Raw genomic sequence first — 15649 nt, forward strand, 5'->3', positions numbered from 1 at the left:
TGTTTGCCTGTTCGAATGAACTGTCGTCGGGTCAGCCTGACATGATGCGTGGCCGAACAGCCAAGGCCGTCGTCAGCGCGGCTTTCAATCCCGACGTAGGTATTCCGCCGTCATCAAGTCTTTCCAGTTTCCGTCCGCTGTCTGCGCCTGCGCCGTCAGCAGCCGACGGGATGGCCCGGCAAGCGTGATGACGTCGCGGTAGCGCATGGTCCTGCCGGGGTTTTCGAAATCCGGTCCCTCGCAGTGGAGGGAGAGGGACGTGCCGTCCGCGTCCAGTTCTCCGTCATAGATCCACATGTGGCTCATCATCGAACCGACCCAGGTGCCGACGTAACGTTTTGTCTGCGGATTGAAGCCGAGCGTCATCAGCGTCTGGCCGAAGCTGCCGCCCGGCATCGTTCCCTGACCCTCGCAGACGATCCAGAGGCCTTCGAGTGACCGGACATGCTCGGTCCAGGGCCCGCTGCCATCGGGCTTGCCATCGGAGCCGGCCGTGCGAACGTGCCAGTCGCCCAGCAATTGCTCGAGCCAGCGGTGCGCTTCTTCCGGTTCTGCTCTCACGTGATTTCCTTCTTGACCGGGCGCAGACGTTCGGCCCGGCACGCGAGCGTTCTCAAAACGATTTTGCGGGCGAAAAGTTCCGTCCGCCGGGATGCGGAATTCAGCCCGCCTTGCGTCCGGGCTCCCGATCATATTCGTCGTGGCGGCGAACGAAGCTCATGGTCCCGTCCTCGTTGCGCCCCTTGGGTGCGCGGTCGAGCAGCATCAGTGTGCCCACGAGTTCCTCGAGCCCGCGGGCATAGGACGAATAGGTGTGGTAGATCGTGCCGTCCTCGCCCTTCTGGAAGGCGCTGAGACCGGGCAGTTCCTCATGCGCATTGGCGCTTTCTATGTCGGTGAAGTTGTACCCGACTTTGCCGCTTGCGAGCTCGTCTGGCGAAAAGGCCACGTGGAAGTCATGGTTGAAGCCGTTGCCTTCCGCCGAGACCCAGGGGAAATGCCACTCCATGCGTTTCTTGTAGGTTTCGATCTTTGCGAGCGGTGCGTTCGATGCGGCGACCAGCGTCACGTCGTGATGGTTGAGGTGCGGCAGCATGCCGGCGAAGTGATCGACCAGGAAGGAGCAGCCGGGGCAACCGGCCTCCCAGGTGGGGCCGAACATGAAATGGTAGACCATGAGCTGGCTGCGGCCGTCGAAAAGCTCGGACAGGGATTTGCGGCCCGCCCGCGTATCGAAGACGTAGGTCTTTTCCATCTTCACCCAGGGCAAGGCCAGCCGGGCGGCATTGACCTTGTCGCGTGCGTGGGTGTGTTCCTTTTCCAGCGCAAGCAGATCTTTGCGCGCTTTCAGCCACTCTCCAGGCGATACCACTGCGTTATCCTGTCTCATGCCCGTTCCTCCTTCCAACGTTGCACTTGACTATTTACGTTGATATCAACATTAATCGGGCATGTCAAAAATGCCGCTTGTTTCGTTCGACACTACCCTGCATGTGAAGGACACCTGCCTCTGCCTGCATGTGCAACGCGCCGCGCGCGCCATTGCCCGCCGGTTCGACGAGGCGCTGCGCCCGCTCGATATCACCAACGGACAGTTCTCTCTCCTGATGTCGCTCAACCGCCCGGCGCCGCCCAATATGGGCTCGGTGGCGTCGCTTCTCGCCATGGACCGGACGACCTTGACGGCGGCGTTGAAGCCGCTGGAACGGCGCGGCCTGGTCGAAAGCTTCCCGGATGCCGACGACCGGCGGTCGCGGCGATTGCGGCTGACGACCGAAGGGCAGGCGCTGCTGGCGCGCGCCGTGCCGATCTGGCGGAACCTGCATGACGCGCTCGATCCGGTGCTCGATGACGGCGGTTCGGACCGCCTGCGTGCCGATCTCTTAAGGCTGGCTTGACGGGCGGCCGGTCAGTCCTCGGACGGCTCTGGCGCGGGGCGTTCCTTGAGCACCTCGATCACCTCGGCGATCAAGGCAGAGGCCTGCCGCAGCCGTCGTTCGCCGAGTGCGCCGCCCAGGCCGTCCGCCCAGGCCGCCTGCCGATCCTTGATGTCGTGCAGTGCCGTTTCTCCCGCCGCAGTCAGAACCATGAGCTTTGCCCTCTGGTGGGTCGGGTTGTCCCTGTAGGCGATCAGCCCTTCGGCCTCCAAGAGATCGGCGATGCGCTGCACCCCCTGGCGCGCAAGGCCGAGCGCGCGTGCCGCATCGGCAACCGACATCGGCGCATGGTTTGCCGCGGCCAGCACCTGCCAGCGGGCGCTCGTCTGTCCGGAAGGTTTGGCGAGTGCGTCGCCGGCCTGCGTCAGCGGGCCCGCTAGCCGCAGTACCGATATGGCGAACTCCGCAAAGGCGTCTCCGGCGGGTGTCCGATCGGGATCTTTCATGTTGACAGCACCACCGTCGTGTGAATGTTTGTATGACATCATGTTGTCATGATGCGGTCGTTTCAGCAAGTCAATTTAGCAAGGGAGATGAGAGCATGGCGAGAAGGACTTACAGCGGCGGTTGCCATTGCGGCAAGGTCAGATACGAGGCGACTTTCGATCTAGATGCCGGGACGACGCGATGCAATTGCTCGTTCTGTGGCAAGGCCCGCTACTGGGGTGCACAGGTCCAGCCGGGGGATTTTCGCCTCCTGTCACCGGAAGATCAGGTTGGGCTCTATCAGTTTGGCGCCAAGGTTGGCAACCACCGCTTCTGCCCTGCCTGCGGCATCGCCTCCTATAGCCATGGTTATGTCGAGGAACTCGGCGGCGCCTATTGCAGCATCAATGTCGCAACGCTGGACGATGTCGATCCGACGGTCCTGGCTAAGGTGTCGGTGCAATATCTGGATGGCCGGAACGACCGCTGGGATGAAACGCCTGCCGAATTCCGTCATCTCTGACGCGTGCGAGATCTCGCTCCTATTTGACAATATGTTGTCAATATGGCATATGGACTGCATGAGCTTCACCTGGCAGCATATCGCCTGCCGGGTGGGCGGCAATAGGGGGCCTGTCTGGCCCGCCACGCAGGAGCGACGGGTATGAAACTGACCTATAAGGGAAGCTGCCATTGCGGAAACATCCGCTTTGAGGCCGACATCGACCTCGATGCCGGCACCGGCAAATGCAACTGCTCGATTTGCTGGAAGCGGCGCTACTGGGGGGCGGTCGTGAAGCCCGACGCTTTCCGGCTGCAGTGCGACGAAGCCAATATCGCCGACTACCAGTTCGGCAGCGACAGCGTGCATCACCGCTTCTGCAGGACCTGCGGCGTTGCCGCCTTCGGTCACGGCTATATCGAGGAGATTGGCGGCGCCTATTACTCCGTCAACCTCGCCTGCCTCGACGACCTCGATCCGGCGGTGCTGGCCGAAGCACCGGTGCAGTACATGGACGGGCGCAACAACAACTGGTTCCACGCGCCAGCCGAGACCCGTCACCTCTGAAGCCCACAGCGAAGCTGGTTACATCTTGCGAAATTCGAGGTGGTAGATGACCTCCTCGCCGGTTGCCGGGTCCACGCCCGGCGCGCCGTAGATCACCAGCTTATCCCCTTGCAGGACAAAGGGGCGGATCAGGTCGGAGACCCCCCAGGCCGGGTTCCAGCTTGCCTCGACATGATGGATGATCCGGCCGTCCTTGAGCGAATAGGAGCCGGAATAGGCGAGCATGGAATCAAACAGTGCCGCCTTTTCGTCGTGAGACGGCACGAGTCCTTTGAGCTGCGGTCGATCGCGTTTCACCACAACGGCGGTCATCCGGCCATCGGGAAAGTACGAGAGATAGCCGATAGGATCGGGGCCCATGGCATCGGTGACTTCGCCAGTGGCGACGACCTCGCGCGTCCAGGAAAGCATCTTCCAGGTGCCGAGCAATCCAGACTCGTCCGCCATGACCCACCTGTTTGATTTTAGGGTAAACTAAAATAGCAGATGCTTCCTGTCCGGCAAAGTCGGGCCGATCCCTAGGATGAGATCAAAGAAAAGGGCCCCCGACGCGCAGGAGCCCTTCGTCGTTCCTTGCGCCGCTCGGGCGCTGCCAGAACGTAGCTGTCAGTGTTCGCCGAGGTCGCGCACAGCACCGCGGTCGGCGGAGGTGGCAAAGGCGGCATAGGCCTTGAGCGCCGTCGTCACCTTGCGCTTGCGCTGTTCGGTCGGCTTCCAGCCCTGGGCGTCCTGCTCAGTGCGGCGACGGCTAAGTTCCGCCTCGTCGACGCGCAGGCTGATCGTGCGGTTCGGGATGTCGATGTCGATCATGTCACCTTCGCGCACCAGGCCGATTGTGCCGCCATTGGCCGCTTCCGGCGAAACGTGGCCGATCGACAGGCCCGAGGTGCCGCCGGAGAAGCGGCCGTCGGTGATCAGCGCGCAGACTTTGCCGAGGCCCTTCGATTTCAGGTAGCTCGTCGGATACAGCATTTCCTGCATGCCCGGGCCGCCCTTGGGGCCTTCATAGCGGATGACGACGACGTCGCCGGCCTTGATCTCGTTGCCGAGGATCGCCTTGACCGACGCATCCTGGCTTTCGAAGACGCGGGCCGGGCCGGAGAACTTCAGGATGCTCTCGTCGACGCCCGCGGTCTTCACGATGCAGCCGTCGATCGCGATGTTGCCCTTCAAGACGGCGAGGCCGCCATCCTTGGAGAAGGGATGTTCGACCGAGCGGATGACGCCCTTTTCGCGGTCGGTGTCGAGCTCGTCCCAGCGCGCTTCCTGGCTGAAGGCCACTTGGGTCGGGATGCCGCCCGGTGCCGCGCGGAAGAAGTTGCGAACGGTTTCGCTGGTCGTGCGGGTGATGTCCCAGCGGTCGATGGCGTCGCCGAGCGTGGCGCTGTGGACCGTCGGGCAATCGCGGTTGATGAGGCCGCCCTTCTCGAGTTCGCCGAGGATCGACATGATGCCGCCGGCACGGTGCACGTCTTCCATGTGCACGTCGCTTTTCGCCGGAGCGACCTTCGACAGGCAGGGAACCTTGCGCGACAGGCGGTCGATGTCCGCCATGGTGAAATCGACCTCGCCCTCGTGGGCCGCGGCGAGAATGTGCAGCACGGTGTTGGTCGAACCGCCCATGGCGATATCGAGCGCCATGGCGTTTTCAAACGCCTTCTTCGAGGCGACCTTGCGCGGCAGCACGTTCTCGTCTTCCTGCTCGTAATAGCGGCGGGCGAGATCGACGACCAGGTGGCCGGCCTCGACGAAGAGGCGCTTGCGGTCGGCGTGGGTGGCGAGCGTCGAGCCGTTGCCGGGCAGCGACAGGCCGAGCGCTTCGGTCAGACAGTTCATCGAGTTGGCGGTGAACATGCCGGAGCAAGAGCCGCAGGTCGGGCAGGCCGAGCGTTCGATGACCTTGACGTCCTCGTCCGAGACGTTGTCGTCGGCTGCGGCGACCATGGCGTCGACCAGGTCGAGTGCATGCGTCTTGCCGTGCAGCACGACCTTGCCGGCTTCCATCGGGCCGCCGGAAACGAAGACGGCGGGGATGTTGAGGCGCAGCGCCGCCATCAGCATGCCGGGCGTGATCTTGTCGCAGTTGGAGATGCAGACCATGGCGTCGGCGCAGTGGGCGTTGACCATGTACTCGACGCTATCGGCGATGATTTCGCGCGACGGCAACGAATAGAGCATGCCGTCGTGACCCATGGCGATGCCGTCGTCGACGGCGATGGTGTTGAATTCCTTGGCGACGCCGCCGGCAGCCTCGATCTCGCGGGCGACGAGCTGGCCAAGATCCTTAAGGTGCACGTGGCCGGGCACGAACTGGGTGAACGAGTTCACCACCGCAACAATCGGCTTGCCAAAATCGCTGTCCTTCATGCCCGTCGCGCGCCAGAGGCCGCGGGCACCGGCCATGTTGCGGCCGTGGGTGGTGGTACGTGAGCGATAGGCAGGCATGGCATGTTCCTTCACGGACAAGGGGTATTGCTCGGGAATGGCGATCCCTGATCGCCACCGAAGGGGCTACCTAGCGCAAAATTGCGCGCGCGTCATCTTTTGCGTCAGATTATTTCGACGCTACGCGCGCTGTCGCGCCAGGCTTTCGCCGCTTCGGAAATCAAATCTAGACCGCGGCCGGCGCCTTGGACAACACCCGTCGAAGCGCTTTACGGAAATCTTATGTCGAGCGCCTGAAGTCGCAATCGAAACTGGACGCCTGCCGGGTCTAGCCTTGTCGCATCGAATAGGGATGCGTGCCATGTCTCTCCAGGATTTCAACATCCACCGTCATTTGCCCGGGGCTCTACGCGAGGTCGATGCGGGCCGTGAACTCACAGGTGGCGAAAGGGCTCCGGAAGCGCTCGATGCGCTCATGCTGCGGCTCACCGCCGTTCGCCGCCTGCGCGAGCATCATGTCTGGGAGGCGGTGCGGGTGATCGCGGACCTGCCGGACCTGACGGCTGGAGAATGGCCGTCGCGTCGGTTCCGTGAACTGATGGCCGCCGATGCGCTGGTCGATGCCGTCATTCACCTGACGTCGGCGACCGAAGCGAAACTGTGCCTTCGAACGCTCAGTCACGAGTTCGGGCTGTGGACCTGCGCGCTGCGCTATCAGCCAACCGGAGCCGGCCGCATCACCTTCAAGGCACGGCATGCCGACCTTGCCGCGGCGATCCTTGGCGCCTTCCTGCGCTCCTGCCGCGGCCATCAGCTTGCGGCTGCTGCCGGCCGTGGCCAACTTCCCACCTGAAGGATATTTCCATGAACATACATTCGCTGCGCCTCGAAGGCGCGATCACGGCGCTCGTCACACCGTTCCGGGACGGCAAGGTTGATGTCGTCGGCCTGATGTCGCTCGTGGAATGGCAGATCCGACACGGCATTTCCGGCATCGTCGCCTGTGGCACCACCGGTGAGGCGCCGACGCTGTCGCGGGCGGAACGGGCCATGGTGATCGAACGCTGCGTCGAGGTGGCGGAACGCAAGATCCCGGTTATTGCCGGAACCGGCACCAACAGTACTGCGACGACGATCGAACTGACGGCAGAAGCCAGGACGCTCGGCGCCGACGCGGCGCTCGTCGTTGCGCCCTATTACAGCAAGCCGTCGCAGGAGGGGCTTTATCGCCACTTCGAGGCGGTCGCCCGGGCGGTGGATCTTCCCGTCATCATCTACAATGTGCCCTCGCGCACCGGGGTCGATCTCGCCGCGCGGACGATCGAGCGGCTGGCGGAGCTTCAAAATGTCGTCGGCATCAAGGACGCCACCGGCGACGTCGGTCGCTTCCTGTCTTCGTCGCCAGCCCTCAAGGCCAGGCTCATGCAGCTCTCGGGTCACGACCAGACGGCGCTGCCGTTCAATTTCTGCGGCGGTCACGGCACCATCTCGGTGGCGTCCAATGTCATGCCGCGGCTGGTGGTCGCCATGCACCAGGCTGTCACGACCGGAAATGTCGCAGCGGCGCTCGCCCTTCATGAGCGCCTCCGCCCGCTGCTCACGGCGCTTGAGCGCGAGACCAATCCGGGGCCGGTGAAATACGCATTGCACCTGGTGCGGGCGCTCAGCCCGGAGGTGCGCTTGCCGTTGACGCAGGTGGCGCCGGAGACGGCGGCCGAGATCCGCGCGGCGCTCGAACCGCTGACCGAGCTTCCGGCCCCCACCCTGATCGGCCGCGGGGTGCGCATCGCGCTTGCTGGCTGACGGTTCGTCCTCGCACGGATCTATCGTGCCCGATTGCCGCGGCGGCTCCCGCCGTCCGCATCCATCTCACCCGAAAGGAAAGACCATGTCCCGTTTCCCCCATCTTGCCGCGCGCGCCGCTGAGCGCCGGCGCGTCGAAAGCAGCGAGCGCGCCGAGCGCCTTCCGCCCAGGGACAGCGCCGTTCGCGATGCCTTTCTCGGTATCGGCATCAGGCTCGCCGTCGTCCTCGGCCTTGCCTACGGCATCCAGGCGGCACTTCCGTGGATTGCCGGCTAAGGCTTCGCTTTCGTCAACAAGGATTGTTCGATCATGGGCAGTATTCAGCAGATCCGTCGTGGTTTCCTGGCGCGCGCGCGTTTCGTCGTCGGCCGCGACCGGCACGGCTGGTGGGTCGTATCCGACCGCAAGGGTCTCGTCGGCGGCCTCTTTACCAATGAGAGCGCCGCAATCCATTTCGCCGTGGAAGCGAGCGACCGGCATCCGGAGGAGGTGTGTCGCGCGCCGGAAGGGGCGGCCATCGACCTTGATACGTTTTCGCGCAGGCCGAGGGCCATGCGACAGCGCCGGCGCGGCGCCTATGCCTGACGCCGCATCCTGATGCAGGCGTAAGGAAGAAACCCCACCAGCTCGGCGCTGGCGGGGTTTTCTCTTGTCGGGGTGCTGCGCTGGCGGACGCTCAGCCGAGCGAAGCGATCGCCTCGTCGATCAGCGCCACGATCTCCTTGGCGTGCGAGGCAAGGGAGGCGTGGCTGGCATCGAGCGTGATGATCTTCTTCGCCTTGATGCGCTCGGCCATCCATTGTTCGGTTTCCGGCGGGATCATGTGGTCGTGGCGCGAGACCTGGTACCAACTGGGCTTCGTCTTCCAGGCGGGAGCCCCGGCCTTGTCCTCGAAGCAACGCCCGGCGATCGGTTTCTGTGCGACCGCCATGACCAGTGCTTCGGTCTCGCTCAGGTCCTGGCCGAAACTCTCACGGAACGTATCCTGCGCCAGCCAGAGGAAGCCGTCCTTGTCGGGACGGATGCTGGCGGCGCCGGATGGCGGCTCGCGCCTTGCAAAGATGCTGCCGAGGCTGTCGCCTTCATCCGGCGCGAAGGCCGCGACATAGACGAGCCCGACGACGTTGGCCGCATGACCGGCGCCGCTGATAACAGCACCACCATAGGAGTGGCCGACGAGCAGGGTCGGGCCCTCGAGCGATTCGGCCAGCTTGCGGGTGCGCTCGACGTCGTCGGCAAGCGAGGTCAGCGGGTTCTGAACCGCGGCAATTCTGTAGCCCTTGGCGTGGAGCGGCGGAATGACGTGGCGCCAATGGGAGGCATCGCCCCAGGCGCCGTGCACAAGCACGATGTTCTTGACTGCCGGCATGATCAGTTCCTTTCGCTCGAATGGAGAGGTGCTCGGTTCGGCATCACACTCGCTCGTGGTGAGGCGAGGCATGCTGCCCGTCGTCGGTTTTGGTGGGTTCCCTTGCTTTGCGCCTGGCGCGTGGCAAGGCGTTGAGATTGCAGACGTAAATTAGGGCGGGAAGGCGTGCGTTCCATGACGCAAACCACAAATTTTCGTGACGGAAGACCAACCCTGCGCGTCCCCGCAGGCGGTGGCCGCGATGGCAGGCCGATGGCGACAGGATGAGGAGAAGACGGGGTCCCAGAGCGGCGTATTGGGGCTACGGGGCATCGCTCTGGGACCGGTTGCGCCCAGGAGGCGGGCTGTGCTTCCGGGCGCATCGGCATCAAGTCACTGCGAAGCCGATTCGACAATGCGCCCCGGACCTTTGCCGGCCCCCGTCGGACCAAAGTCTGAGCGTTGGCTGTGGGCAACTTGGCGCACAGCGTTTTGATCAAGGCCGCGGCGAGCGGGCCGTTCGTCTGTTGCTGCCAGGAAGAAATCGAGGGAAACGAAAAAGGCCTTTCGATTTCTCGAAAGGCCTTTGAATTCGAATGGTGGGCGTGACAAGGATCGAACTTGTGACCCCTACGATGTCAACGTAGTGCTCTCCCGCTGAGCTACACGCCCATCCGATGTGGCGCATAGACCACAAAAGCCGTTGTCGCGTCAATAGGGTTTTCGAAGGTTTTTTGACAGAAATTTAGAGGCGGTGATTTTCCCCATGGGGGCGGCGTCGATGAGACACCGGCAAGACGCCGGATTTGCTGGGTTTCTGCTAAGGTATTGAAACGAAAAGACCGCCGGAGATCCCTGTGGATCGCGGCGGTCGGTTCTAAGTCGCATTCTTTACAGTCGCGGGACGTCGCGCCTGTGGAAAAACTGCCTTGATCAGGCAGCAGCCAGCATCTTGTTGACCTCGTCGACGAGGTCACGCAGGTGGAAGGGCTTGGACAGCACCTTGGCATCCTTCGGCGCCTTGCTGTCGGGGTTGAGCGCAACGGCGGCAAAGCCGGTGATGAACATGACCTTGAGGTCCGGGTCGAGTTCCGTCGCGCGCCGCGCCAGTTCGATGCCGTCCATCTCAGGCATGACGATGTCGGTCAAAAGGAGCGAGAACGGTTCTTCGCGAAGCCGGTCGTAAGCGCTGGCGCCGTTGTCATAGGACATGACCTTGTAGCCGGCTTTTTCCAGCGCCTTCACCAGGAACCGGCGCATGTCGTTGTCGTCTTCGGCAAGAAGGATTTTCGCAGTCATGAATTGGGCCGTGCTTCTCTTTATTCAGTTCATTGCGCGTAGATTGCGGCGTTTTATCCAAACCGCAACGCGGTAAATATCTCGTGAACGCGGGACGTCAATTCCCCGGGATGCTGTGATTGGCCACTATGGACACAGAGCGGGCCAACTGGCAACATGATGACAATTGCAAGTACCGCATATGGTAAAAAAGGGTTCAGATGGGGGAAATTGCGGAGAGGGAACTGTTCGAGGTCCTTGAACCTCCAATCCAGCGCATTCCCTTTGTGTTCAATTCGCCGCACAGCGGCCGCTCCTATCCCCAGAGTTTTCTCGACCAGTCCAGGCTCGACGCGCTTTCGATTCGCCGGTCGGAAGACCACTATGTCGATGAGCTGTTCCAGAACGCGACGTTCCTCGGCGCGCCGATGCTGCTTGCGCATTTCCCGCGCGCCTTCCTCGACGTCAACCGCGAGCCATACGAACTCGATCCGCGCATGTTCGACGGGCCGCTACCGCCGCATGCCAACATCAGCTCGATGCGCGTCGCAGGCGGGCTCGGAACGATCCCGCGGCTGGTGGCCGAGAACATGGAAATCTATCGTGGACGGTTCCCGGTCGAGGACGCGCTGACGCGGATCGAGACGATCTACAAGCCCTATCACGCCACCTTGCGCAAGCTGATCGCGCGCACACACGTGCAGTTCGGCCTCTCGGTGCTGATCGACTGCCACTCGATGCCGGGCAATGTGCATCTGCCGGGCAGCGCCCAGCGGCCCGACTTCATCATCGGCGACCGTTACGGTACCAGTGCTGCCGGTGAGCTTTCGCGCGCTGCGGTTGATCTGCTGCAGCAGCTCGGCTACAGCGTCGTGCGCAACAAGCCTTATGCCGGCGGCTTCATCACCGAGCATTACGGCCGACCGACGCGCGGGCTGCATGCGCTGCAGATCGAGATCAACCGGGCGCTCTATGTCGACGAGGCGACGCTGGTGCGCAGACCTGGCTTCGGTGCGCTGGTTGCCGATCTCACGACCTTCATCGGCTCGCTTGCCCGCCACGTCGAGGACTACGGCGCTTACCTGCCGCTGGCGGCCGAGTAGCCTTTCCCAAAAACCAGGAACAACCGGCAAAGCGGGATGGCGTCCAGCAAGGTACTGGCGACGCTTGGTATTTTGCTGTCGGGGAGGTTCAAAAAAAACCGCGCCAACGGCGCGGTCAAGTCTAGGGAGGAAACACCCAAGGAGGGTATTTACAGTCACAGGTGACTGTAGGAAAACCATAATATTGCACTGCACAAATGTCAAGTTTGCTGGTGAAAACTTTTGCGTCGCGTCAAAAGTTTTTCAGCCGGAAATGGCGAATCAACCGATTGAATTCTCCAAAGTCGCGTTTGAAGTGCGAAGCGGTCGTGGTGCAGTGCGAAATGCTCCGGCCCTGACGCCGACGACGCCCGCAGGTGGGCGTGCTCGGTCGTTTGCCTTTCGACAAATTTCGTCTATGCAGGACGTACCTTCCTCCATGTTTTTCAGAGAGATCGCCATGTTGCCTGACCGCGCCTTCTTCGATCGCCTTGCAGATGCCGCCAAGGCGGAAACCCTGCCGCGCTTTCGGATCGGGACCAGCGTGGTCAACAAGCTGGAGAGCGGCTTCGATCCGGTAACGGAAGCGGACCAATCGGCGGAAGCGGCGATCCGCGCGCTGATCGAGGCGCATTTCCCGGACCATGGCATTCTTGGCGAAGAGCACGGCAATATCGGCCTCGACCGCGAGTATGTCTGGGTCATCGACCCGATCGACGGCACGCGCGCCTTCATTTCCGGCTTGCCGGTCTGGGGCACGCTGGTCGGCCTCTATCGCAATGGCGAGGCGGTCATGGGCCTGATGGACCAGCCTTTCACCGGCGAGCGCTATTTCGCCGACGGCACGAAATCGGTCTACCGCGGGCCGGGTGGCGAGCAGGTGCTTTCGACGCGCGCCTGCAGATCGCTTGACGACGCGGTGCTTTTCACCACCTCGCCGCATCTCTATTCCGGCGATCTCAAGACCCGCTATGAGACGGTGCAAAGCAAGGTGCGGCTGTTCCGCTACGGCTGCGATTGCTACGCATTCGCGCTTCTGGCCGCCGGCCATGTCGATCTGGTAATCGAATGCGGGCTGAAGCCCTATGATGTCGGCGGGCTCATCCCTCTGATCGAGCAGGCCGGCGGCATCGTCACCAACTGGCAGGGCGGTCCGGCGGAAATGGGCGGCGAAGTTATTGCTGCCGGCAATGCCGAACTGCACGCGCAGGCGCTGGAAATCCTGAAGGGCTGATGCGCCCTGCGCCTCGCGCGGCGGTCCAGACATCCGTAAAATCAACGTGTTACAGTGACCTTTGCGCGTCTGATAGGACGTGCGGCGCTGTAGCGAGCGATCGCTTGCTTCAGGCGGCGCTGGTTTCGCGCGCGTCGCCTTCTTCGGGGATGACGAAGGCGAGGATCGCTGCCATCGCCTGGGCGCGGTAGCGGTCCGCCTCGTGCAGCAGCTCGTGTCGGGCGCCGTCGATCGGGATCATCTGGGCGGCGCGGAAATTGCGCGCCAGCCATTCGACGGCGATATGGGGTACCAGCCGATCGGCCGTCGGTGCCAGGATGATCGTCGGCAGGGTGATGCGGGTCAGATGCTCGCGGCGGATGACCCGGCGCATGGCGTGGAAAGCCTCGCTCAGCCAGCGCGCCGTCGGGGGGCCGAGCCTCAGTTCCGGATGCGCATCGGTTAGCGCGATGTTGCGGGCGTAGCGGCGGCGATCGGCCGTCAGCACGTTGTTTTCGAAGGGGCGGTTGCCCTTGTCGGGATGTGCCGGCAGGGCGCCGAGACCGACCAGCCGCATGAAGGTCGCAACCGTCGCGATGCTCTTTTCGCCGAGCGCCTGGCCGCCAAGGCCGACGAAGGGTGCGAGCACCACCAGCCGATCGATGCGGCTTGCCAGCATCGGGGCGAGGGAGAGGGCAACGAGAGCGCCCATGGAATGGGCGACGATCGAGAAGGGCAGGCGAGTATCGGGCAGCACGATCTGTTCAAGGAAGGTGCTGAGGTCGCGCTCATAGTCGGAAAAGTGGTCGACATAACCGCGTCCGGGGTGGGCCAGCAGCCGCTCGGAACCGGCCTGGCCGCGCCAGTCGAAGGTGGCGACCCAGAGCCCGGCCGCAGTCAGATCGGCAATCGTCTCGAAGTACTTCTCGATCGATTCGTTGCGGCCCTGCAGCAGAACGACCGTGCCGCGCGCCACCGGCTGCTTCGTCTTGAAGATCGCATAGCGGATCTTGCGGCCGCCGATGCCATCGAAAAAGCCAGCGACATGATTGTCCGGGATCGGATTGTCCGGTGTCGCGTGGAGGATCGAGGTCATGGGGTCGTGGCCGGAGGTGAAAGCGTGTTGATCGGTAGTATCAAGGGATAGGCGGCAGGGTCTTCGCCGTCAAAGAAAAAAGCCGGAAACGGTGGGTGAAATCCGGACGATCACCGTTTCCGGCCGCTGAAGGGGAAGGGACATGTCACTTCAGCCTGGGCGTTGCGGCCCAGGATTTTGTTTTAGTCCCGCCGGGCTGAACGGAAGCCGAAGCCGGCGTTCATGTCGGGTTCACGGAAAAATCGTCGGCGGGGGCGTCTTGAAGTCGTCAAATCGCCTCCCCAAATCAGGGTCACGGGCGCCGAAGACGGGTCCGTTCACCGGTCCTGCCACTGCCAGAATGGGGTGGCCGACCAGACATCGCAAAAGTTGCTCCAAGGAGGACACCATGCGTCACTTCGATTTCTCTCCCCTTTACCGCTCGACCGTCGGATTCGACCGCCTGTTCACCATGCTCGACAGCCTCGGCCAGCCGGGTGAAGCCCAGACCTATCCGCCCTACAACATCGAGCGCACTGGCGAAAACGCCTACCGCATTACCATGGCCGTTGCCGGTTTCGACGAGAGCGAGCTTTCGATCGAGGCGCGTGAACACACGCTGACGGTCAAGGGCGAAAAGGCCGAGGACAAGAGCGAGGAAAGCCAGTTTCTCCATCGCGGCATTGCCAAGCGCGCCTTCGAGCGCCGCTTCCAGCTCGCCGATCACGTGGAGATCAAGTCCGCTTCGCTGAAGAATGGCTTGCTGCACATCGATCTTACCCGCGAGATCCCGGAAGCCGCCAAGCCCCGCCGGATCGAGATCGCGTCGGTCGCATCGCAGCCGAAGCAGATCGAGGCTCAGACCCTCTAAACATCACGCCCGAACAGGGCATGAAATAGACCTCCCACAAAGAACGGCGTCCTCTACGGGCGCCGTTTTTTGTTGTCGGATCAATCAGGGCTGGGCCGGTACCGGCATGGCGGAAGCCACCGCTTTCCTTGCTGCATAACGCTGGGCAATCACCGCGCAGGCCATCAGCTGGATCTGGTGGAACAGCATGACGGGCAGCACGATCGCGCCGATGTTCTGGCCGGCGAAGATGGCGCTTGCCATGGGGACACCGCTCGCAAGGCTCTTCTTCGAGCCGCAGAAGGTGATCGCGATCTCGTCGGCCTTGTCGAAACCGAGCAGGCGGCTGCCATACATGGTGACGGCAAGCACGAGTGCCAGCATGACGATTTCGATGACGACGAGCACGCCGAGATCGGTCAGAGAAAACGTCTGCCACAGGCCGGAGGTGACCGCCTGGCTGAAGGCGAGGTAGACGACCATCAGGATCGAGCCGCGATCGACCGGCGCCAACAGTCCCTTGCGGGCGCGGATCCAGTTGCCGATTACGGGCTGCAGCATCTGGCCGATGACGAAGGGGGCAAGCAGCTGCAGCAGGATCTGCTTGACCGCATCGAGCGTGACGGTGCCATGGCCGCCGGCGGAAAACAGCAACCCGACGAGCAGCGGCGTCAGGAACATGCCGAAAATGTTGGAGGCCGACGCGGAGCAGATCGCGGCCGGCACATTGCCACCGGCCATGGAGGTGAATGCGATCGACGACTGCACCGTCGAGGGCAGCACGCAGAGGAAGAGGATGCCGGTATAGAGCGATTGCGGCAGGATCGAATCCGGCACGAAGCCGACCGCAAGGCCGATGAGCGGGAAGAGCACGAAGGTCGAGGCAAGGATGGTCAGGTGCAGGCGCCAATGCAGGATGCCGGCGATCACCACGTCGCGCGACAGGCGCGCCCCGTGCAGGAAGAAGACCATTCCGACAGCCACCTTCGTCGCCAATCCGAACCATTCGGTTGCCTCGCCATGGATCGGCAGGACGGATGCAAGCAGCACCGTCACCAGAAGCAGGATCGTGAAGGTATCGGGAAGGTAGCGGCGCATATCAGCTCACTTGCTCGTTATCGAACGTCTTGCGGGGATCACTCATTGTGAAGCAGGATGCAAGCAATAACAGTTATCGCGAAA

At 62.9% G+C, this 15649-nt stretch carries 19 protein-coding genes and 1 tRNA gene; 10 read left to right on the forward strand and 10 right to left on the reverse strand.

The window, feature by feature from the left end:
• Positions 1 to 84: 84 nt before the first annotated feature.
• Positions 85 to 561 carry a DUF1579 domain-containing protein gene (locus IB272_RS26205; protein ID WP_060581291.1) on the reverse strand — a complete coding sequence of 159 codons (477 nt, stop codon included), beginning with the start codon at positions 559 to 561 and terminating at the stop codon, positions 85 to 87.
• A gap of 100 nt (positions 562 to 661) precedes the next feature.
• Positions 662 to 1390: a thioredoxin family protein gene (locus IB272_RS26210; RefSeq protein ID WP_192445420.1), complete on the reverse strand. Its 729-nt coding sequence runs from the start codon at positions 1388 to 1390 to the stop codon at positions 662 to 664.
• A gap of 61 nt (positions 1391 to 1451) precedes the next feature.
• On the opposite strand from IB272_RS26210, the gene IB272_RS26215 reads away from it, so the two are divergent.
• Entirely contained in the window at positions 1452 to 1898 is a 447-nt protein-coding gene (locus IB272_RS26215; protein ID WP_060581293.1) for a MarR family winged helix-turn-helix transcriptional regulator, read from the forward strand.
• Positions 1899 to 1909: 11 nt separating this feature from the next.
• Here the strand turns inward: IB272_RS26215 and IB272_RS26220 are convergent, their stop codons facing one another.
• Entirely contained in the window at positions 1910 to 2383 is a 474-nt protein-coding gene (locus IB272_RS26220; protein ID WP_113135924.1) for a helix-turn-helix domain-containing protein, read from the reverse strand.
• A 95-nt stretch (positions 2384 to 2478) separates the two neighbouring features.
• Between IB272_RS26220 and IB272_RS26225 the strand changes: the two genes are divergently transcribed.
• On the forward strand, positions 2479 to 2886 hold the full coding sequence (locus IB272_RS26225; protein WP_060581294.1) for a GFA family protein: 408 nt from the start codon (positions 2479 to 2481) through the stop codon (positions 2884 to 2886).
• 141 nt (positions 2887 to 3027) lie between these two features.
• Positions 3028 to 3432 (forward strand): GFA family protein, encoded by a 405-nt coding sequence (locus tag IB272_RS26230; RefSeq protein WP_060581295.1) that lies wholly within the window; start codon positions 3028 to 3030, stop codon positions 3430 to 3432.
• Positions 3433 to 3450: 18 nt separating this feature from the next.
• Here IB272_RS26230 and IB272_RS26235 read toward each other — a convergent pair whose 3' ends face one another.
• Both IB272_RS26235 and ilvD read right to left on the reverse strand, forming a co-directional pair.
• Complete coding sequence (locus IB272_RS26235; protein WP_034786824.1) at positions 3451 to 3879, reverse strand: lipocalin-like domain-containing protein; 429 nt, start codon at positions 3877 to 3879, stop codon at positions 3451 to 3453.
• A gap of 159 nt (positions 3880 to 4038) precedes the next feature.
• Positions 4039 to 5877, reverse strand: coding sequence for a dihydroxy-acid dehydratase (gene ilvD / locus IB272_RS26240; RefSeq protein ID WP_060581296.1), 1839 nt, complete (start codon positions 5875 to 5877; stop codon positions 4039 to 4041).
• Positions 5878 to 6178: 301 nt separating this feature from the next.
• Here ilvD and IB272_RS26245 point away from each other — a divergent pair, with 301 nt between their 5' ends.
• The 4 genes from IB272_RS26245 to IB272_RS26260 all read left to right on the forward strand — a co-directional run bounded on the left by IB272_RS26245 (position 6179) and on the right by IB272_RS26260 (position 8206).
• Positions 6179 to 6670, forward strand: coding sequence for a hypothetical protein (locus IB272_RS26245; RefSeq protein ID WP_113135919.1), 492 nt, complete (start codon positions 6179 to 6181; stop codon positions 6668 to 6670).
• A gap of 11 nt (positions 6671 to 6681) precedes the next feature.
• Entirely contained in the window at positions 6682 to 7620 is a 939-nt protein-coding gene (gene dapA / locus IB272_RS26250; protein WP_060581298.1) for a 4-hydroxy-tetrahydrodipicolinate synthase, read from the forward strand.
• Between the two features lie 85 nt (positions 7621 to 7705).
• On the forward strand, positions 7706 to 7897 hold the full coding sequence (locus IB272_RS26255; protein ID WP_060530585.1) for a hypothetical protein: 192 nt from the start codon (positions 7706 to 7708) through the stop codon (positions 7895 to 7897).
• Positions 7898 to 7930: 33 nt separating this feature from the next.
• Positions 7931 to 8206, forward strand: coding sequence for a hypothetical protein (locus IB272_RS26260; protein ID WP_060581299.1), 276 nt, complete (start codon positions 7931 to 7933; stop codon positions 8204 to 8206).
• Between the two features lie 91 nt (positions 8207 to 8297).
• Here the strand turns inward: IB272_RS26260 and IB272_RS26265 are convergent, their stop codons facing one another.
• The 3 genes from IB272_RS26265 to cpdR1 all read right to left on the reverse strand — a co-directional run bounded on the left by IB272_RS26265 (position 8298) and on the right by cpdR1 (position 10268).
• Positions 8298 to 8990 (reverse strand): alpha/beta hydrolase, encoded by a 693-nt coding sequence (locus tag IB272_RS26265; protein WP_034786814.1) that lies wholly within the window; start codon positions 8988 to 8990, stop codon positions 8298 to 8300.
• Positions 8991 to 9566: 576 nt separating this feature from the next.
• Positions 9567 to 9641, reverse strand: a tRNA-Val gene (locus IB272_RS26270).
• 261 nt (positions 9642 to 9902) lie between these two features.
• Entirely contained in the window at positions 9903 to 10268 is a 366-nt protein-coding gene (gene cpdR1 / locus IB272_RS26275; protein ID WP_034786813.1) for a response regulator CpdR1, read from the reverse strand.
• 200 nt (positions 10269 to 10468) lie between these two features.
• On the opposite strand from cpdR1, the gene IB272_RS26280 reads away from it, so the two are divergent.
• Both IB272_RS26280 and hisN read left to right on the forward strand, forming a co-directional pair.
• Positions 10469 to 11350: an N-formylglutamate amidohydrolase gene (locus IB272_RS26280; RefSeq protein WP_192445421.1), complete on the forward strand. Its 882-nt coding sequence runs from the start codon at positions 10469 to 10471 to the stop codon at positions 11348 to 11350.
• A 439-nt stretch (positions 11351 to 11789) separates the two neighbouring features.
• Positions 11790 to 12563 (forward strand): histidinol-phosphatase, encoded by a 774-nt coding sequence (gene hisN, locus IB272_RS26285; protein ID WP_060581316.1) that lies wholly within the window; start codon positions 11790 to 11792, stop codon positions 12561 to 12563.
• Positions 12564 to 12672: 109 nt separating this feature from the next.
• Here hisN and IB272_RS26290 read toward each other — a convergent pair whose 3' ends face one another.
• On the reverse strand, positions 12673 to 13638 hold the full coding sequence (locus tag IB272_RS26290) for an alpha/beta hydrolase (protein ID WP_060517616.1): 966 nt from the start codon (positions 13636 to 13638) through the stop codon (positions 12673 to 12675).
• 388 nt (positions 13639 to 14026) lie between these two features.
• Here IB272_RS26290 and IB272_RS26295 point away from each other — a divergent pair, with 388 nt between their 5' ends.
• Entirely contained in the window at positions 14027 to 14488 is a 462-nt protein-coding gene (locus tag IB272_RS26295; RefSeq protein WP_112985122.1) for an Hsp20 family protein, read from the forward strand.
• 84 nt (positions 14489 to 14572) lie between these two features.
• Here the strand turns inward: IB272_RS26295 and IB272_RS26300 are convergent, their stop codons facing one another.
• Positions 14573 to 15565 carry a bile acid:sodium symporter family protein gene (locus IB272_RS26300; RefSeq protein WP_113187335.1) on the reverse strand — a complete coding sequence of 331 codons (993 nt, stop codon included), beginning with the start codon at positions 15563 to 15565 and terminating at the stop codon, positions 14573 to 14575.
• Between the last annotated feature and the right edge of the window lie 84 nt (positions 15566 to 15649).

The organism is Ensifer sp. ENS08 (genome assembly GCF_014852195.1).
Classification (GTDB): Bacteria; Pseudomonadota; Alphaproteobacteria; order Rhizobiales; family Rhizobiaceae; genus Ensifer; species Ensifer adhaerens.